This window comes from Ohtaekwangia kribbensis (genome assembly GCF_042676245.1).
Lineage (GTDB): Bacteria > Bacteroidota > Bacteroidia > Cytophagales > Cyclobacteriaceae > Ohtaekwangia > Ohtaekwangia kribbensis.
The window spans coordinates 419201-440470 of record NZ_JBHTKA010000016.1; the positions used below are offsets into that span (position 1 = coordinate 419201).

Genomic DNA, 21270 nt, shown 5'->3' on the forward strand with positions numbered 1-21270 from the left:
AGGGGCGTGGCAGTTATGTTATTCCTCTCTCAAATCCCGGGAGTATCATTAAGCCAGCGACAGCTGCTCCTCATACTTCAACACAAAGTGAAGTACTTTATTCTCCAGTCCTTCTACGAGTGTAAGGTCTTGATCCCAGAATGCTTTGTTCGATAGTGTTGCCTTCACAACCTGTACAGGATTGTTAGTGGCCCAGACCTTCTTGAAGAAGTCGAGAATTTCGGGTGTATCGTTCAGTGGTATATTTTCTCCGCGTGCATCGCCTTTGTAGAAGCGGATCAATGCTGCTAGAGAATGCAATAATCGCTCAGGAAGTTTACCGGTGCGTTTATGATACTCCAATACAGAAGGAAGTACACGTACTTTATACTTGGATACCGAGTTGAGTGCAATACTGATGAGTTCGTGACGAATAAACGGATTCTGAAAACGCTCGATCACATCGTTGGCAAATTGCTGTAACTCTTCTTTAGGCAGATCAAGTGTCGGGATGATCTCATCAAATATAGCTTTGCGGATAAAGTCACCGGCATATTGATCTTCTACGGATTCACGAACCGTTTTTAATCCACGCAAGTATGCAACCGGTACGAGAGCAGTATGGGCACCGTTGAGGATTCTTACTTTGCGTGTACGATACGGTGTCAGGTCTTTCACAAACTTTACCTGCAGGTTTGTTTTCTCAGCAGGGAACGCAGCACGAACAGCATCCGTTGCTTCAATTACCCACAGGTGAAAAGGTTCTGCTGTTACCACAAGGTTGTCCTCATAACCAACCGACTGCTGTATATCTTGTATAGTATCTTTAGGGAATCCGGGAACGATACGATCTACCAGGGTATTGCAAAATGCGTTCGCAGTGTTTACCCAGTTCTTGAAATCATCTGGTAAATTCCAGAGTGAAATATACTGTAGTATAGTATGCTTCAGCGTATCACCATTCTTCTCGATGAGTTCGCAGGGTATAAGAATCAAGCCCTTGTCTGCCGCGCCTTTGTAATGTTGAAAGCGATGGTATAGTAACTGTGTAACTTTAGCAGGAAAGGTTTCTGCAAGTATTGTTATGTTGGTGTCGTTCGGATTGAATGCTATACCAGCCTCAGTCGTATTGGAGATGATAAATTTCAGTTGCGGGTTTTCGGCTGTTTTTAAGAAACGACTAAAATCTTCATACGGATTAAAAGCACCGGCTACACTCGTGATCAAACGTGTTTCTGATATAGTTTTGCCTTGCTGCAGTCCGTTTAGCACCACGTGGTACAGGCCATCCTGATCGTTCACCATCTTCGCCATGCCTTTGCTGATGGGCTGCACGATTTCAACAGCACCATTGAAGTCAGCCTTCTCATTGAGAATATCAATGATCCAGTCCACAAACGCGCGAAGAAAATTACCTTCTCCGAATTGTAATACTTTAACGGGTCTTGTTTGTGGCGTATGGGCTGTCTGGCGATTTAATTTCTGTAGCATAAGCATAATATTTTAGTCGTTTCATTTTATCAGCTGGGAGTATATATACTTACTGCTGATAAACTATAGTTCAATCAGAATTTGAAATAAGCCTTGGCATTATGATAACATATATCCGATACAATCTTGCCGAGCCACTTCTCATCAGCGGGTAATTCTCCGTTGGCAACATCTTTACCAATCAGGTTACAAAGTATTCTGCGGAAGTATTCGTGGCGCGGGTAAGAAAGGAAGCTTCGTGAATCGGTAAGCATACCAATGAAGCAACTCAGTAATCCTAAATTGGACAATGCATTGATCTGTTTCTCCATGCCATCTTTCTGATCGAGGAACCACCATGCTGAACCAAATTGTATTTTCCCTTTGGTAGAGCCATCGTTAAAGTTACCGATCATGGTACCCATCACTTCATTGTCAGCAGGGTTGAGATTATATAGTATCGTTTTTGCGAGTTGATCTGTACTATCAAGTTCATTCAGGAATTTCGAGAGTGCTACACTTTGTGTGAAGTCTCCAATCGAATCAAAACCGGTATCTGGTCCGAGTACCCGCAGCATACGTTCATTGGTATTGCGCAGTGCCCCAAGGTGATATTGTTGGGTCCAGCCTTTCTTATGATAAAGACGACCTAATTCAATCAACACAGCATACTTAAAGAAGTGTATTTCACCTCGCTCCAGAGTTTCTTTCTTCTGTAGTTTACTGAAAATTGTGTTGATGTTATAGGCTTGCTTGTTATCAGGATAATAAAGCTGCTCAAGTCCGTGGTCTGATAATTTACATCCGAGTGAATGGAAAAACTCAATACGATTTTCAAGTGCTGCAATAAGCTTATCAAAGCTATTGATAGCCATACCCGAAGCCGATGATAGCTTTTCAAGATAGGCTATATATATTTCCGGGTTCTCTACAGCAAACGCTTTATCCGGACGGAATGTAGGAAGTATCGTAATGCTGAAATTATCCTTTTTAATTTTCTGATGATGTTCGAGTGAATCAGCAGGATCATCTGTTGTACAGATCACTTCTACCTTCATACCGATAAGCAGACTGCGGGTGTTATGGGAAGAAGACTTCAGTTGTTCGTTGCTGTTTTTATATACTTTGTCTGCCGTGTTTTCGGTCAACAGATCGTCTACGTTGAAGTATCGTTTCAGTTCCAGGTGTGTCCAGTGATACAGCGGGTTACGCAACGTATAGGGTACAGCGTATGCCCATTGTTTGAACTTGTCTTCATCAGAGGCATTGCCGGTAATATATTTCTCGTTGATACCCAGCGTACGCATCGCCCGCCATTTATAGTGATCGCCCTCCAGCCATACTTTGGTAATGGTTTCGAACTGGCGGTTGTTGGCTATATCTTGCGGTGAGAGGTGACAGTGATAGTCAATGATGGGAAGATCTTTCGCATATTCATGATACAACTTCTGCGCAAAATCATTGGTGAGCAGGAAGTCTTCAGTGACAAAATGTTTCATACGATGTGTATATACTTTATAGGCAAGACGTTTTTCACACACCTTTCCCCTGAAAAGGCACGGTATTCAGACAGCGATTAATTCGGCTTTTTTCGAAGGGACGACTGGCGGATGATCAACTCCGGTTTTAAAACTATCTTTTGAGGTATAAATTTCTTGTCCTTAACAGCGATCTCTTCCAAAAAAATCTCGGCAGCAGCATTGCCCATGCGCATCGGATGCTGGTCGATGGTGGATAAAGGCGGCTCGGTAAAGGATGTGAAAGGTTCGTTACTGAATCCCACCAGGGCTACATCTTCCGGCACTTTAAATCCTTTTTCCTTCAGCACCTGCATGGCACCCAGCACACCGTACGCACTGGAAGAAAATACACCATCGGGTATATCTTTTCTCTTTAGTAATTGCTCCATGCTGTTACGACCATCTTCGAGTTGCAGGTTGCTGTCCACAACAAGCGATTCATCGAACTTCAACCCGTTGTCGAGTAACGCTTCACGATATCCGCGCAGACGTTCCTTAAAGATGCTGATCTTGCGGGCATTGGTAAAATGAGCGATTCGTTTGCATCCCTGCTGAACCAGATGTTCCGTGGCTTTATAGGCTCCCAGAAAATCATCGATCACTACATTACTTACTTCGAGCTCATCATTCGAACGGTCGAAGAGTATAATGGGGATACCACGCTCTTTTACCTTTAGAAAGTGATCAAAGTTCTGCGTCTCTTTACCGTGTGAAACGATGATACCATCTACACGTGCATTCAGCAATGCTTCAACAGTTGATACTTCTTTCTCATAGTTGTCGTACGTCTGGCAGATCATCACATTATACTTGTGAGTGTTGGCGATCTCTTCAATGCCACGCACAACCGAAGAGAAAAAAGTACGGTCTGCAGTCGGTACAATTATACCAATGATATTGCTCTTGCCATTCCGCAGCGCAGCAGCAATGTTATTGGGTTGATAGTTTAATTTCTGAGCCGCTTTCTGTACAGCCTTTTTGGTTTCAGCACTGATGCGCGGATGATCTTTCAACGCGCGCGAAACCGTTGATGCTGTAATGTTCAGCTTACGTGCTATATCATGTATGGTAGCTTTTTCTTTCTTCATGTCGGCTCCGTGTTTACGTGCTGCCTCACATACTATACTTCATTGGCCGGCTTTCCAATCGTGGCTAATATACCGCCATCTACATAAATAATTTGTCCATTGACAAAATCACTTGCAGCAGAGGAGAGAAATATAGCCGTGCCCGTTAAATCCTCCGGATCACCCCAGCGTGCAGCCGGTGTCCGGTTTATAATGAAATCATTAAAGGGATGTCCGTTTACCCGTATAGGAGCAGTCTGCTCCGTAGCAAAATATCCCGGTCCAATTCCGTTTACCTGGATATTATACTTGGCCCATTCGGTAGCCATGTTCTTGGTTAACATCTTCAGGCCACCTTTCGCAGCAGCATAAGCCGTAACGGTATTGCGACCGAGTTCGCTCATCATCGAACAGATGTTGATGATCTTGCCGGCCTTGCGCTGCACCATATACTTGCCTACATGCTTAGATACGATAAAAGGCCCTACCAGGTCTACATCAATTACCTGTCGGAAGTCGGCTACATCCATTTCAAGAATTGGTATCCGCTTAATGATACCGGCATTGTTCACCAGTATATCAATCGGTCCTGCTTCCTTTTCAATCTTGTCAATCGCTTCTCGTACCGATTGATCATTGGTAACATCGAAGAGATAACCGGTGGCATCTATACCGTCTTTCCTATAGGCATCCAACGCATCTTTCATCTTGTCGGGCGAGTGCCCGTTGATGATAAGTTTAGCACCGGCAAGTCCAATACCTTTTGCCATGGCCATACCAAGGCCATGTGTGCCGCCTGTTATAAGGGCACGTTTACCAGATAAATCAAAAAGTTTAATCATCGTAATTCCGTTGGCTTTACTCCGTCCATATCACTGTAGTCCAGATTTTCACCGGCCATTCCCCAGATGAAAGCGTAGTTGCTTGTGCCGGCACCACTGTGTATAGACCAGGGAGGTGATATAACTGCCTGGTGATTTTGCATCCAGATGTGCCGGGTTTCCTGTGGTTCACCCATGAAGTGACAGACCGTTTGATTTTCAGGAATGTTAAAATAGAAATAAGCTTCCATTCTTCTGTCATGTGTATGCGGAGGCATGGTATTCCATACGCTGCCGGTTTTCAGTTCGGTAAGTCCCATCTGTACCTGGCATGTCTCCAGTACACTATTCACAAGCAGTTTGCGTATGGTCCGCTGATTGGATGTTTCCAGAGATCCAATCTCAACAGTCTCCGCCTGATCCAACGCTACTTTGCGTGTAGGGTACGTTGTATGCGCAGGAGCAGAGTTGAAATAGTATAGCGGTCTGGTAGCCTGATCGGGATTGAAGACTACATTTTTGGCGCCACGCCCTATATATAGGGCTTCCTTGTTCTCCAGTGTATAGCTGGTGCCATCTACTGTAATGGTTCCTTTACCACCCACGTTGATGATACCGATCTCTCTGCGCTGTAAAAAGAATTCAGCTTTGAGGGAATCAATTGTCTCAAGCGTTACGGGTTTTGAAACCGGGTTGGCACCGCCTACAATCAAACGATCATAGTGTGTATATACCAAAGAGATCTCATCCTTGACAAATATAGTTTCTATCAGGAAGTTCTCGCGCAGCTGACTCGTTGTAAAAGTCTTGTACTGCGAAGGGTGAATAGCGTATCGGGAAGTGTGCAACATAATGTGTAATCGGTTGCGCAATATAAAAGAAAATTAATTTAATGTGCTATTTCCGGTAGTGAAGTATTTTTCAGGAATTTAGCAGAAATCGATGTCTAGCCATCTTTTATAATGCTACTTAGTCATTAATTCAATCAAAAATCGGCTTTTTAAAAATATTTGAAATATCATTTGGTAGGTTAAATTTTCCTTCCTAAAATGCAATCGATTGCGCATCGGAGTCGATTGCAGTCGCCTGAAAATTACCGTTTTGCATTCTCTATAGACTATATAAAACCCATTTCAACAAACCCAATATGATTCGTTTTTTACAAACCAAACTGCCGCCAGCACTTCGCGCGAAGCGATATACATGCTGGTGTGTTTGCTACCTGTTACTGGGAATGATTATATCTTTCCAGGCCTCAGCTCAAATTACTGTAACCGGAAAAGTTACATCTACAGATGACGGTGCTTCATTACCCGGAGTATCTGTTCTGGTAAAAGGAACTACTACCGGTACCACTACCGACACGGACGGTGGCTATAAATTAACGGTGCCCGACCAGAATGCTACGCTGGTGTTTTCATTTATAGGATACGCACCGCAGGAACAAGTTGTAGGTTCGCGCTCGACTATAGATGTAGGTCTTCACGCTGATCTTACGGAACTTTCAGAAGTTGTTGTAGTTGGCTATGGAACTGTTAAGAAAAATGACTTGACAGGTTCAGTTGGTGTTATTGATCCTGAGCAGATCACCAAGCGTGGTGCACTTAACCCGATGGAGGCTGTACAAGGACAAGTAGCCGGTGTAGATATATCTAATAGTACAGGTCGTGCAGGTTCAGGATTTAAAATTCAGATACGTGGTCAGCAATCATTAGCAGGTGGTGAACCGCTCTATGTAGTGGATGGTGTTATTACCGGAGGTATAGATTTCCTTAACCCGCAGGATATAGAGCGTATCGATATATTGAAGGATGCTTCGTCAACCGCTATATATGGTTCACGCGGTGCGTATGGTGTTGTGCTGGTAACAACCAAGCAAGGTGCTTCGGTAAGACAAAAAGCAGTAATATCCTATGATGGATACTATGGCGTTCGTAAATCAGTACGCATGCCTGACTTTATGCCCGGTGATAAATGGTGGAATTTCAGACAAGACTCTTTCATCACGGATGCGATCGTAAAAGGTACACCTATACCAACAAACCCGGGCGATAACTCGAAGAACAGTACAGAGCTTGCCAGAAGAATTGCTGAAAAAGATTTTACCAACTGGCCTGATCTGCTCATTCAGGATGGTATACAACAGAACCACTGGGTGTCTATCGCAGGTATGGGTGACAATAAACTCGGCTATAATTTCGGAGTAGGGTACCAGCAGGAATCCGGTAACATTGTACATGAAAATTACAAGCGCTATAATTTCAAGGCCAATATAAATCATACACTCAACGAACGCTGGAGTGCAGGTGCCAATATGAACTTTGCCGTAGTGAACAATGAACAAGGTAGTCCGAATGCTATGATCAATGCGTTCAGAATGTCGCCACTGGTTAAGCCGTATGCTACGGATGGCGGTGCATTACTTGTGCAACCCGGAAAAGATATAGTAAATGTTGGTAAACCTGATCAGATCACGCATATAGACTTTACAAGTTCAGCAAACCCGTTGCTGGACATGGAACGTGCTTCACGCGAGACAAAGAGTTTCTATGCTATTGGTAATGTATACCTGCAATACTCTCCGGTAAGCTGGATCAGTGTAAAGACAACTTTTGCGCCACGCTATAAATATGAAAAGTATGGCGAGTTCCTCGGAGTTGATTCGGAGGGACGTGTAGGTGGTAAAGCAAAAGCGACTATATCCAACACAGAATCATTCTCCTACGTATGGGACAATCAGTTGTCTGTGAATAAAACGTTCAACGATCATAGCTTCAATTTTATGGGACTATATTCCCTGAACTTGTTTGAAGATGAAAGCAGTAAACTGATCGGTGATCAACTACCTTCTAATGCGAAGAGTTACTATAACGCAGGTCTTGCTCCTGCTGCCAATCGTACAACCGAAGCTGCCTATAGCAAGTCAACTATATTATCGTATGCATTACGTTTGAACTACTCGTTTAAAGATAAATACCTGTTAACGGTGTCCAATCGCTGGGATGGTGCTTCTGTTCTTTCAAAAGGAAATAAGTGGGCGTCATTTCCATCAGCCGCTGTAGCATGGAAAATTTCCGAAGAGAGTTTTCTTACCGATGTCAGCATGCTTGACATCTTGAAAGTGAGAGCCAGCTACGGTATGACCGGTAACAACAAGAACGTTGGTCCGTATGATACACAACCTACAGCGAGTACTTCAACCTATTATGATTTTGGAAGTGTATCTGCGATGGGTGTAGCGCCCGATGGTATAGCCAACCGAAACCTCACATGGGAAAAAACAAAAGAGCTTGATCTTGGTTTAGACTTTTCATTCTTGCAGGGGAGAATTGCCGGTTCATTTGATTTCTATAATAAACTATCCGATGGCTTGATCATCGAGAGACCATTGCCACTCGAAGCAGGCTATGCGTCCATTGTTCAAAATATAGGAAGCGTGCGTAACCGCGGTATTGAAATTGGTTTAACGACTGTGAACGTTAGTACCGATAACCTGAGCTGGACAACTACTTTCAACTTTGCGAAGAACAATAATGAGATCGTTGATCTGATTGACGGTAAAGATCTTCCTCCAAAATGGTTTTATGGCGAACCGATCAACGTTAACTATAACTATGTATTTGATGGTATATGGCAAGAAAGTGAAAGAGAACTTGCAGTGTCTTACGGACAGTTGCCAGGACAAGCTCGCGTAGTAGATTTTGACGACAGCGGCTCGATAACTCCGAACGACAGAAGAATTATAGGTTCGCCAATGCCGGATTGGACAGGTGGTTTTACAACTACTGTTACCTATAAAAATTTCGATCTCACAGCTTCACTATATACGCGTCAGGGGGTACAGGTGTTGAGTCCGTTCCACCAGGAGTTCCTGAACTTTGAAGATCGCGGAAGAGCGAAGCTGAATGTAGATTGGTATATGCAGGAAAATGCGATCACCGGGACACGCGTTTCAAACGAGTATCCTCAACCTAAGAATGGCGGTCGTTTCTGGAATACAGAAAACGTGGGCTTCTATAAAGATGCAAGCTTTGTGAAGGTAAAGAACATCACGCTGGGCTATAACCTGCCAGCCGATATTTTGAGCCGCGCAAAAATCAGCAGCCTGAGAATATATGCGAACGTGCTGAACCCGTTTGTATTTACCGATTACGATGGCTTCGACCCGGAGTGGGCTGATGCATCGTATGCGAACGGAGGTATCAGTTCAGTTACCTATCAGTTAGGTGTTAACCTGAAATTTTAAGACCCAAAAATCAGATCACTTATGAAAATCAGAAATATACTCCTGGCAGCATTGGTTTTGTTTACGCTGTCCAATTGTAACGACTATCTTGAAGAAGATAACAAGACCGATGCACTATCGGATGAAGTATATAGAACAGCCGATGGTTACGAAAATCTAGTAAAGAGTGTGTACGCAACACTCCGTGATATGTATCGTGAACCCTGGCTTTTTATGGCCGGTACGGATATGTATGTAGAAGGCCGTAACGCACAACCGGAAGGTATAAGTGAGTATAATACACTCGCACCGACAGAACCTTCAGTGCTTAACTTTTATACGGCTGCCTATAAAGCAATTCAGCGATGCAATGTAGCAGTACACTATAACAGTCTTACCGAGCAAACGGCAAAGACCTCTACGCGTATGGCAGAGGTTAAATTTATACGTGCCTACTATTACTTCCTGTTGGCGCAGTCTTTTGGTGGTGTGAGTCTTGTGACGGAAATGTTAACAACACCAACGACATCTTTCGGAAGAAACTCGGCAGAAGAAGTATATGCATTCATCATTTCCGAAATGGAAGAATCCCTAAACCTGTTGTCAGCTGCTTCAGGTCAAGAGTTTGGTCGTGTTACTGCCAGAACGGTAAAACATTATCTCGCCAAAGTACATTTAACCAGAGGCTATGAAACCTTTGCCGCAGCGGATGATTTTACAAAGGCAGCAGAGTATGCAGATGACGCAATCAGCGGTTATAATTTGTCTTCCATATCGTATGAGAATCTCTTCTGGCCCGGAAAAGAAAACAATACCGAAGTGCTGTGGTCAGTTCAGTATGATAAGACATCTTTATCTGATGCAAGTAACGGAGGTAGTTTACAGAGCCTGTATTTTGGTCCATACCTCGGTGGTGAGGGTGCCAAATTCGGATATCCCTATCGCTCCTATACATTGCTGGCAACGACTTATGTATACAGGTTATTCAATGCCAATGATACACGTTGGGAAGGTTCTTTCATGAACGTATTCTATGAGCGTTACTATGATTTCTATGACAAGGCAAAGTCAGAGCGTGCCAATATGAATATTCGTTTTTATTTTCCTCAGGCTTGGGAAGTAGGAGACACCGCTGCATGGCGCGCTGCTGATGTTACACATCGCGGTAAGACTAAAATTATACCTTACCAGGAAGCTACATCAGAGATTCTGACATGGGAACGTAACGTGAACGTGGACAACAACACGCCAGCGCTACGCAAGTTCGATGATCCTACATCTGTGTTCTCCGGCAACGGCAGCAGTACACGTGATATATACCTGGCACGCCTGGCTGAGACTTATTTGATAGCAGCAGAAGCGTATGTAAAGCTTGGTAACACAGCTTCTGCGATGGAGCGTGTGAACGAAGTGAGAAAACGTGCTGAACGAACTCCAGGCAGTCTTGTGCTGACCGATGCCAGCCAGGTTACCATTGACTATATACTGGACGAACGCGCACGCGAATTGTTCGGAGAGTATGAGCGCTGGTTCGATCTGAAACGCACCGGTAAGTTGAAAGAGCGTACCGAACTATATAACAAAGAGATCCGCGATCAATATTTCAGAAAAGGAATCGATCCGTTTAAAGGTGCAGGTGGTGCTGATAAAATTTTGCGTCCTATACCACAGTCGGCTATCGATTTGAACCAGAATGACGATTTCACGCAAAATCCTGGTTATTGATGTTAAATTAGAATTGCATTTGTATTTGGGTTAAAATAGAATTCCCGCAAGAGTAGTCGCTGACTCTGCGGGATTTTCTTATTCTTCGCCAACACAACGAAATATAGCGATAGATATACTTGATGCACACGAAAGCCATAGACAACAGAATCATGAACAGGATATTTTTGAAATTTTCTTTAGCACTTTCAGCATGTATACTTTTCTCGTTTGTACTGATCGAGAAAAAGCCTCGGATATTTCTGATCGGAGATTCCACGATGGCAAACAAGCCTGCTGAAGTAGCTCCGGAAACGGGATGGGGAATGATTTTTCCGCAGTATATAAACCTCGAAGTGCAAAACCATGCAGTGAATGGAAGAAGTACAAAAAGCTTTCGCACGCTGGGCCATTGGAATAAGGTATACGAGCAACTGCAACCAGGCGATTGGGTATTTATCCAGTTCGGCCACAACGACTCCAAAGAATCCGATACAACACGCTATGCTCCCGCGAAGACTGATTATCGTAAAAATCTTGTCCGCTATATCAACGAGATCAAATCAAAGGGAGCAAAGCCTCTGTTGATCACACCGGTGATGCGTAGAAAATTTGATGATAAAGGTAATTTTATTGATCAGCACGGTGATTACCCCGGTGTAGTAAAAGAAGTTGGTAAAGAATTAAAAGTACCTGTACTCGACCTGCATGCACGCAGTAAAGATGCGATTATTCAACATGGTGTAGAAGAGTCGAAGAAACTTTTCCTGAACGTTGACAAAGGTGTATGGAAACATTACCAGGATGGCAAGGAAGACAATACACACTTTACTGTATATGGTGCTTCAATCATGGCATCGCTTGTAGCCGAAGAAATTAAGACCTTGAATCTGGATATAGCGAAGGAATTGAAAGCATGGCCTGTAGGAGGTAAATATGTATATGAATTGCCCAAGGTTATGGAAGTGTCTTTTAAGAAAGATACATTCGACATTCGTAAGTATGGTGCAAAAGCAGATGGTATTACGCTGAACTCAAAAGCTATCCAGCAAGCCATTGATGTGTGTAGTCAGTCCGGTGGAGGAACGGTGTTGATACCAAATGGATTCTGGCTTACCGGACCACTCGATCTCAAAAGCAATGTAAACCTGCACATAACGAAAGCTGCTGTTGTGCAGTTCAGCAACAACACGAATGATTACCCATTGGTAAAAACAAACTGGGAAGGGCTTGACGCCATTCGCGCACACTCACCGATCTACGCGGCAGATGCAGAAAATATAGCGATAACTGGTGAAGGTATATTGGACGGTGCAGGCGAAGCATGGCGCCCGGTAAAGAAAAGTAAACTGACACCCCCCGAGTGGGAATATCTTACAAAGTCAGGCGGATTTCTGAATGAAAAGAAAGACACCTGGTATCCAACGGAAAGGGCACTGGCCGGATCAAAAGAAAAACGTCCCGGTGTAGTGGCCGAAGGTTGGGACTTGCAGAAAGCTGAAGGTATAAAAGAGTTTCTGCGTCCGAACATGCTGAATATAGTACGCTGCAAGCGCGTATTGTTGCAAGGTGTAACGTTCCAGAATTCACCGGCATGGTGTCTTCATCCGTTGTTGACGCAACATCTGGTGTTACGCGATCTTACCGTGCGTAATCCCTGGAATGCACAGAATGGCGATGGTGTAGATGTAGAATCTTGTCGCTATGTCCTTATCGAGAACAGTACATTTGACGTTGGCGATGATGGTATATGCATCAAGTCAGGTCGTGATGAAGAAGGGAGAAAGCGTGGCGTTGCAACCGAAGATGTGATCGTTCGCAACAGCACAGTATTTCATGGCCATGGAGGTTTTGTTATTGGCAGTGAAATGAGTGGAGGTGCCCGCAATATATATGTATACGATTGTAACTTTTTAGGAACGGATGTTGGTCTTCGTTTTAAAACAACACGAGGTCGCGGTGGTGTTGTAGAAAAGATCTATGCCAACAACATCAGCATGGGTAATATTGGCGGAGCTGCTATATTATTCGATATGTACTATATGGCGAAAGATCCGCTGGCAATGTTTGCCGGTGAAGAGAAACCGTCTATTGAGTTTCAGCCGGTAACAGAAGCAACACCGCAGTTCCGTGATTTCTACATTAAAGATATAGTTTGTAAAGGTGCTGAAACCGGCATATTCGTTCGTGGTCTTCCGGAAATGAATATCCGGAATATATCCATGGAGAATATATCCATTCAAAGTAAAAAAGGTTTCGAATGTACAGAGGGCGATAACATCACACTTAAAAACGCAACGCTCTACTGTGATGATAAAAACGTAGTGGAGATACACGACAGTAAAAACCTGCTACTCGAAAATATACAGTATAAACCAAACGATGTGTTGTTAAGTGTAAGCGGAAGTCGCTCGAAAGACATCCGATTGTTGAATACCGATCCTTCGCATGCGAAGAAAGAAGTTGCTTTCGGTGCAGGCGTTTCGGAGAAGGTGGTTAAGAAGAAATAAGAAGTAGATACTCCAAATATTATTATACATGAGGAAAGTAAAAATTTTGTTTGTCGGGGTGCTTTGTGGTTTTATGTTCTCGTGCGTGGCGCAGCAGAAGCCGTGGAGTGTTCGCATGGCAGAAACCATGATGAAGACATATCCTGATTCGATAGTTGTGAAACGCGCTGGAGAAACGGTTCCCAAACGTCCTACGCGTTGGGATTACGAACAAGGCGTATTGTTGAAAAGCTTTGATGCATTGTTTCAGCATACAGGCGATAAAACCTATTTCAATTATTCCAAAAAGATCATCGATCATTTTGTACAACCGGATGGTTCTATTCGAACGTACGATCTCCTGGAGTATAACATCGATCACATTACACCCGGACGTGTAGTGATGGCGTTGTATCGTGAAACCAAAGAGGAAAAATATAAAAAAGCTGCCGACTTGCTGCGCGAGCAACTCAACTGGCAACCGCGTACCAAAGAAGGTGGCTATTGGCACAAGCATCGCTATCCATACCAGATGTGGCTCGATGGACTATACATGGGCGAACCCTTCTCGGCAGAGTATGCACAGGTATTCAATCATCCGAAAGAGTTTGATGATGTGATCAACCAGTTTGTGTGGATGGAAAAACATTCCCGCGACAGCAACACCGGCTTGTTATACCATGCGTGGGATGAAAGCAGGAAGCAACGCTGGGCAGATCCGGAAACCGGTCGTGCGCCAGGTTTCTGGGGGCGCGGCATGGGCTGGTATGCTATAGCATTGGTAGATGTACTCGATTATATACCGAAAGATCATCCACGTAGAAAGGAGATGATCGCTATATTACAACGTCTGGCTGCAGCACTTAAAAATTACCAGGACCCTGCATCCGGTGCATGGTGGCAGGTAGTGGATAAGGCTACCAAACAAGGTAATTATCTGGAAGCATCCGCTTCGTGTATGTTTGTTTATGCATTGGCAAAAGGATCAAGACTGGGGTATATTGATAAAAGTTTCAGTGCATTGGCCCGCAAAGGGTATGATGGTATACTGAAGAATTTTATTGAGACCGATGCGGATGGAACGATACACCTCACCAAAACGGTAAGCGTTGGCGGCCTGGGTGGTACACCGTATCGTGATGGAAGTTTTGAATACTATATCAGTGAACCGCTCCGCACCGATGACTTAAAAGGTGTTGGCCCTTTTATACAGGCAAGTATTGAAATGGAATTGCTGGCTAAAAAATAATACAAGATGAAATATAGCATCATTTTACTCAGTATACTTTTAACAGGCAGTTTGTATGCACAGACGCTTGAAAAAGATTTTCCCGAATCATTCAAAGTAATGATCACAAATACAATCAAAGCTCCACGCGAGAATGTGTTGGTTGTGTTATCTCCGGATGCCATTGGTGAACAAACGAAGAAGTTCAACAGCAAAGCGTTTGTGGTTGTAAGTGGTGGCAAGGAAATTCCGAGCCAGTATAACGAGCACGACCAGGATAATGCCGGTGTTGTATTTGTATTGGACAGACTCAATGCTTCCGCATCAAGTGAAGTAACGGTGCGGTTTCATCCTACAGCCACTATACCAAGAAGCTATACCAAGAAGACACAGGCAGAGCTGTCGCACAAGGTAGGAGGGGAGTGGAAGAACCGTGAATATATAGGTGGCAATTTCAAGAATGTGGATTTTCTGCAGGTGCCACCGGAGCATAAAGACCACTCCTGGTTTATTCGTTACGAAGGGCCGGGATGGGAATCAGATAAAGTGGGCTATCGCTTTTATCTTGATCAGCGTAACGCTACGGATGTCTTTGGAAAAACAACTCCAGACATGTCGTTACAACTGGCTGGCCAGGATGGATTCGATTCCTATCATAACATGCAGCCGTGGGGTATGGATGTAATGAAGGTCGGTAAATCATTGGGTGTAGGTTCGATCGGCTCTGTAGTTAACGGTGCGGCTATACGCGTAGAGAAGACTGATGCTGTGAACTGTCGCATTACAGAAAACGGAAATGTATACTCATCGATCCTGACCAATTATATGGGCTGGCAGATTGGTGATAAGAAGCACGACCTGCATTCACGGTTGTCTATTCATGCAGGCACACGTCTTACGGAAACCATCCTTGATGTAACTAACAATCCTGATAACATCGCGACCGGCATTGTAAAAGACAACGCCGCGAAACTATATACCAGTAAAGGTGATGCAAAGCAGTGGGCTTACCTGGCCACCTATGGCAAGCAAAGTCTCAACAGCGATGATCTTGGGCTGGCAGTGTTATTCAAACCTTCTGCCGTAATAGAGTTTACACAGGATGAGTTCAGTAACATTGTGAAACTGAAACCCGAGCAAGGCAAAGTTATATACTATTTTCTGGCCACCTGGTCTGGTGAGCCGGGTGGTATAAAAGATGAGAAGCAATTTCTGGAGTATATAAATAAAGTTGCCGTTGAATTAGCCAACCCGGTAAAAATTGAAATAATGAAGAAATAGCAACCTGTAAATTGTTTAAAAGTGAAGGCTGTCTGAGAAATCGGGCAGCTTTTTTTATGGCCGGAACCTTATAAATAAGGTATTTTTGTGCATTCGATTGTACATTCATTAAAACGTTATAAAAAACAATGAAATCGATTTCGTGATTTCGAAATAGTTGCTATTTTTACTTAATAAGTGCAATCGATTGCTCATCGTAATGTTTTCCCGTTTCTCCCCGATGGTTTCTGAAATAGCATGCGCGCGCAATCGATTAACATAAAGAGACTCAATCACTTTAACCGCCTATGAGTAAACCTATACAATCAAAAAAATGGACGATCATGCTGCTGTTGGCTATTGTAGCCCTGATGGCTGGCACCGTCCCGCTGTACGCTCAAACCAGAACAGTTACGGGCGTTGTAAAATCCGATGATGGCGCTGCGCTTCCCGGAGTATCAATCGTGGAAAAAGGAACAACTAACGGATCCGTAACAGATGCCGAAGGAAGATTCTCACTCGCTGTCTCCAATGAAGCTGTCATTATTGTCTCGTTCATCGGGATGAAACCACAAGAGATACCTGTAGGAAATCAAACCTCGCTCGACATCTCTCTTCAGCCCGACCTGACAACGCTTGATGAAGTTGTTGTTGTTGACTTCGGTTATGGTACGGTAAAGAAGTCTGACCTTACCGGATCGGTAGCGACACTCTCCGGTAAAGAACTGTCCAAGATACCGGTGTCCAGTGCGGCACAGGCGCTAACGGGACGGCTACCGGGCGTAAACGTATTGACTACAGATGGTTCGCCCGATGCAGAAGTTGTGATACGCGTTCGTGGAGGAGGATCGATTACACAAGATAATTCACCGCTTTATGTTGTAGATGGTTTTATAGTATCCAGTATACGCGATATACCGCCAACCGATATTGAAAGTATAAATGTATTGAAAGATGCTGCCGCCACTGCTATATATGGTGCACGCGGTGCGAACGGTGTTGTAGTAATCACCACAAAACGACCTGTAGCTGGAAAGACTTCTATATCCTATAGCGGCTTTTTCCAATTCAAACAACTTCCAAAAGACCGCAAGTATCAAGTGCTGTCACCATACGAGTATGTGATGGCAAACTACGAATATGCCAAGCTTCGTTCGGATGCTGACGTGCGCGGTTTCGAAAAGTACTTTGGCAAGTATGACGACCTTGAACTCTATAAAGATAAAAAGCCAACAGACTGGCAGGAAGAATTATTCGGTGATCCTAAACTATCGCAATACCATAACATCAGCATTAGCGGTGGTACGGAGAAAACAAAGTTGGGATTAAGCGTTACCAACAACAACGATGAAGGGTTGCTGCTTAACTCCGCGTATAACCGTACCGTTGTAAATTTCAAAGTAGATCATGCTTTATCGAAACGCTTGCGATTCGAAACATCAGCGCGTATTACAACTACGGAAGTTGATGGTGTTGGTACCTCTGGCAATGCGCAGATCAATATAAAAGATGCTGTGCAAACACGACCTGTAAATGGTATAGCAGATGAACTTGATATTGATTTGGGCGAAGTAAATTCAGATGATGACTTTCAGTCGTTCCTGTTAAGTCTGGTAAGTCCAAGGGAACTTGCCAAACAAGACTGGCGCCAACGCACTACCAACGCATACGTGCTTAACGCAGCCATTAACTGGGCTGCCCGCGATAACATAGATGTGAAGAGTACATTTACAACATCGCGTACGTTCGATGAGAACCTGCGCTTTTACGGACCACTCACAAGCGAATCTTTCAACAACGGCAGCAGTTTACCACTCGGAGAAAAAACAGAGAATAATGATTTCTCATACCGTTGGTTTAATACAATCGCCTATCGTTTTAAAAATTTGGGCGAGCATGATCTTGATGTACTCGTAGGACAGGAGGTTTCTTCCGATGGAGGTAAACGAAACTTCGTTCGTTCAGAAGACTTCAGAGCCTCCATTACACCGGAAGAACTTTTTGCCAACATGGCTTTTGGAAGAACCGATCGTCATGAGACAGCAGAGAAAATCAGCAGCAATCGCTTTTCGCTGTTGGGCAGACTCAACTATCAATGGAAAAATAAATACCTCGCTACAGTAACATTTCGCTCCGATGCTTCAAGCCGATTTGCAAAAGGTAATCGTGTGGGATATTTCCCGGCTGTAGCGTTGGGTTGGAAATTGTCGCAGGAGAGTTTCATGACCAGTCTCAATTTCGTAAACGAATTGAAACTCCGCGTAAGCTACGGTAAAACCGGTAATGATCGCATCGATGCGGGAGCAACACAGTTCCTCTTTTCAGGAACGACTACACGCGGACCGGGCTGGGGCAATGTCGACAATGTATACTATACGCCCAGCAGCACAGTGCTCTATAATCCGAATATCAAGTGGGAGACAACAATCAACCGGAACGCAGGTCTTGATTTCGCATTGTTCAACTCACGCATAGAAGGTAGTCTTGATGTATACTATAACACAACCAAAGATCTGCTATTGCCATCGGCTATACCACCCAACACCGGCTTTGCCACGCAATGGAACAATATAGGAAGCACATCGAACCGTGGTGTTGAACTGGGATTGAATACCTATATCATTGAAGGAAATAATTTCACATTGTCTGCAAACTTTAACATCGGTGTAAACCGCGCGCGCATTGAAGAACTGGATGGTACAAATGAACGCTTCTTCCAGTCTAACTGGGCCAGCACTGATCTGAACAACATCAATGACTTCTACTTCCGTGTGGGCGGACGTGTAGGCGATATATTCGGTTATGAAACGGCCGGTATGTATACTACCGATGACTTTGAGAGCTACGATGCTGCCACTGGCAAGTATATATTGAAAGGAGATGTTCCTAACTCCGGTTCTGTTGTCGGATTTTCCAACATACGCCCGGGCTATCTCAAGCTTGTCGACCAGGTAACAGTAGATACAAACGGTGATGGTGTAGCAGATGCAACAGACGGCATCATCAACGCTGACGATCGTAAAATAATCGGTAACACGCTTCCTAAATTTCAAGGTGGTTTTGGTCTCAACGCAACCTATAAAGGATTCGATCTCTCTGCATTCTTCAACTTCCAGTATGGTAACGATGTATATAATACCGGTAAGATCCAGTATAACCAGTACAGACGTGTTACCTATGGTAATATGCTGAATACCATGAACTCTGATAATCGCTTTACTTATATCGATGTGGATGGAACCTATACCGGTACACCTGGCGAAGTGGTAACGGATTTAGGACAACTCTCGGAAATGAATGCCGGCAAAACCATGTGGTCGCACAACAGCTTCGGTATAGCTGGTGCTGTAATTCACTCGTGGGCGGTAGAAGATGGTTCGTTCATACGGCTTAACAATTTGTCTATTGGATATTCATTGCCACGTTCACTCATATCCAAAGCTGGTATGTCCCGCTTCCGGGTATATTTCACCGGTAACAACCTGCACATCTGGACCAAATATTCGGGTTACGATCCGGAAGTAAGTACTTCGCGGAGTTCGGAATATGCAGCTCTTACACCGGGCGTAGACTACTCGTCTTTCCCGAGAAGCCGCTCTTATACTATAGGTGTTGATATTACTTTCTAAGTATCTGATCATTATCACAGGAATATGAAAATCAAAAATATTTTAATGGCTACAACGGTACTGATATTGTCCGCTTGTAGCGATTTTCTGGAACCGGATTCACTGTCTACTTTCGATACCGAGTATGTATACTCGAATGTGGATGACGCCCGCAAAGGCGTGAACGCTATATATTCATATTTTGGACAGGATGCATTCCGTTCGCGCTTATCTAACAATATGGCCGGCAATACCGATATAGAACATCAAAGCGGTTGGAGCAACGGTGGTGATCGATACCAGATATGGGACCTTAATGCACTCGCGAGCAACAAAGACCTCGATATTGTATGGACGTATGCTTACCGTGCCATACGTGATGCCAATATTTCCATAGAAGGTATTCTAAAAAGCAGCGCACTCAATTCTGCTGATCCGGCTACGTCCAAAAGTATGCACCATCTGTTGGGGGAAGCCTATACGCTGCGTGCGTACTGGTATAGCATGCTGATCTTTTACTTTGGCGATGTTCCCTTTATAACCGAAGCTCCGAAGGCAGGAAATGATTTTTACCTTCCAAAGGAAGACCGCAATGTAATTCTCGCGCAGGTAATACAAGACATGATCGATGCTGAAGACGGGATGCTTTGGGCTGATCAGACACCGTATGGTATAGAACAGGTTAATCGTGAATATACGCTCGGCATGATTGCACGCCTGGCGTTGCAACGTGGTGGCTGGTATCTGAAGCCGGACTTGACCATGGCACGCGAAAGTGATTATCTCCAGTACTACCAGATTGCGAAAGACTATAGCAAGAAGCTGATCGATTTGAAAGATCGTCCGTTGCCAACAGACTATCGCCAGGTATTTATGAACGAATGCAAGTTTATATCTCCCGTGAACAGCGATATACTCTTTGAAGTCCCCTTTGCTATTGGAAACGGTGATGTAGGTTGGAATATCGGGATAACCGTACAGGGTGGAACAACTGCGCAGCACGATTATGGGTCCGGTAACAACTACATGGCTATACCGCCAACGTATTATTTCTCTTTTGATACAACGGACGTTCGCAGGGATGTAACCTGTGCATTGTATAAAGTAAACACGAGCTTCGAGGAAGAATTTATCGGTGTAGGTACATCAGCCAATGCCACGAATATAGCACAAGGAAAATGGAGCCGTCACTTCCTGCCATCACCTCCCGGTAAGTCAACAGCAAAAGGTACAGGTATAAACTGGCCGATGCTTCGCTATGCCGATGTATTGCTCATGTATGCAGAGTCCGAGAACGAACTGAACGGCCCGACAAGTGAAGCACAGGGAGCACTTCGCAGAGTACGTCAACGTGCGTTCCCCGAAGTGTACTGGTCAACGAAAGTAGAGGAGTATATCAACACGGTATCGGCCGGTAAAGAGTCATTCTTTAATGCCATTGTCAATGAACGTGCGTGGGAATTTGGTGGGGAGATGATCCGTAAATACGAACTTATCCGCTGGGGTAATTATTCGCAGAAGATGACTGAGACGGTGGAAGGATTGAAGAAGCTTGCCGATGATGCATACAACGGTACGGGTACACTACCAGACTATTTATACTGGAAGCGCGACAACAACGGTAAATTTACAGTGCTGAATCCGAACCGTAAGCTGATTGCTGCTCCGGATGAAACGTGGACACGCAGCGCATTCCTGTTAGACCTGCACGACAATACACTTACGTATGATGAGTGGATCTCACGCGACTGGGCTAATTATACCAATGGTACGGTGCGCTATATATTCCCGATTCCTACCGTGGGTATCGACAACAGTAAAGGTGTTCTGAAAAATGACGGTTATGGTTTTGGAGGTGGCTGATCGTTCGTGATACCATCCTAAATATTTCAGTCTCAA

12 protein-coding genes are annotated in these 21270 nt (G+C 44.2%); 7 read left to right on the forward strand and 5 right to left on the reverse strand.

Annotation, left to right across the window (positions count from 1 at the left end):
- Nucleotides 1–48: 48 nt before the first annotated feature.
- From ACFQ21_RS30200 to kduI, 5 genes are all read right to left on the reverse strand, one after another.
- Nucleotides 49–1470, reverse strand: a complete 1422-nt coding sequence (locus ACFQ21_RS30200) for a tagaturonate reductase (protein WP_377586534.1) — start codon at nucleotides 1468–1470, stop codon at nucleotides 49–51.
- 74 nt (nucleotides 1471–1544) lie between these two features.
- Entirely contained in the window at nucleotides 1545–2948 is a 1404-nt protein-coding gene (gene uxaC / locus ACFQ21_RS30205; protein WP_377586536.1) for a glucuronate isomerase, read from the reverse strand.
- Between the two features lie 77 nt (nucleotides 2949–3025).
- A complete protein-coding gene (locus tag ACFQ21_RS30210) occupies nucleotides 3026–4057 on the reverse strand; it encodes a LacI family DNA-binding transcriptional regulator (RefSeq protein ID WP_377586538.1) in 1032 nt (343 codons plus the stop codon).
- A gap of 32 nt (nucleotides 4058–4089) precedes the next feature.
- Nucleotides 4090–4878, reverse strand: coding sequence for a gluconate 5-dehydrogenase (locus tag ACFQ21_RS30215; RefSeq protein ID WP_377586540.1), 789 nt, complete (start codon nucleotides 4876–4878; stop codon nucleotides 4090–4092).
- Nucleotides 4875–5708 carry a 5-dehydro-4-deoxy-D-glucuronate isomerase gene (kduI, locus tag ACFQ21_RS30220; protein ID WP_377586542.1) on the reverse strand — a complete coding sequence of 278 codons (834 nt, stop codon included), beginning with the start codon at nucleotides 5706–5708 and terminating at the stop codon, nucleotides 4875–4877. Before kduI ends, ACFQ21_RS30215 begins: the two co-directional genes overlap by 4 nt.
- Nucleotides 5709–6004: 296 nt before the next feature.
- On the opposite strand from kduI, the gene ACFQ21_RS30225 reads away from it, so the two are divergent.
- The 7 genes from ACFQ21_RS30225 (at nucleotide 6005) to ACFQ21_RS30255 (ending at nucleotide 21234) form a co-directional block, all read left to right on the forward strand.
- A complete protein-coding gene (locus tag ACFQ21_RS30225) occupies nucleotides 6005–9103 on the forward strand; it encodes a SusC/RagA family TonB-linked outer membrane protein (protein WP_377586544.1) in 3099 nt (1032 codons plus the stop codon).
- A gap of 21 nt (nucleotides 9104–9124) precedes the next feature.
- Nucleotides 9125–10807: a RagB/SusD family nutrient uptake outer membrane protein gene (locus tag ACFQ21_RS30230; RefSeq protein ID WP_377586546.1), complete on the forward strand. Its 1683-nt coding sequence runs from the start codon at nucleotides 9125–9127 to the stop codon at nucleotides 10805–10807.
- A 152-nt stretch (nucleotides 10808–10959) separates the two neighbouring features.
- Entirely contained in the window at nucleotides 10960–13296 is a 2337-nt protein-coding gene (locus ACFQ21_RS30235) for a glycosyl hydrolase family 28 protein (RefSeq protein ID WP_377586548.1), read from the forward strand.
- A 28-nt stretch (nucleotides 13297–13324) separates the two neighbouring features.
- Nucleotides 13325–14524, forward strand: coding sequence for a glycoside hydrolase family 88/105 protein (locus ACFQ21_RS30240; RefSeq protein ID WP_377586550.1), 1200 nt, complete (start codon nucleotides 13325–13327; stop codon nucleotides 14522–14524).
- A gap of 6 nt (nucleotides 14525–14530) precedes the next feature.
- Nucleotides 14531–15784, forward strand: coding sequence for a DUF4861 domain-containing protein (locus ACFQ21_RS30245; protein ID WP_377586552.1), 1254 nt, complete (start codon nucleotides 14531–14533; stop codon nucleotides 15782–15784).
- 287 nt (nucleotides 15785–16071) lie between these two features.
- Nucleotides 16072–19392, forward strand: coding sequence for a SusC/RagA family TonB-linked outer membrane protein (locus tag ACFQ21_RS30250; protein ID WP_377586554.1), 3321 nt, complete (start codon nucleotides 16072–16074; stop codon nucleotides 19390–19392).
- A gap of 24 nt (nucleotides 19393–19416) precedes the next feature.
- Nucleotides 19417–21234, forward strand: a complete 1818-nt coding sequence (locus tag ACFQ21_RS30255) for a RagB/SusD family nutrient uptake outer membrane protein (RefSeq protein WP_377586556.1) — start codon at nucleotides 19417–19419, stop codon at nucleotides 21232–21234.
- Nucleotides 21235–21270 lie beyond the last annotated feature (36 nt).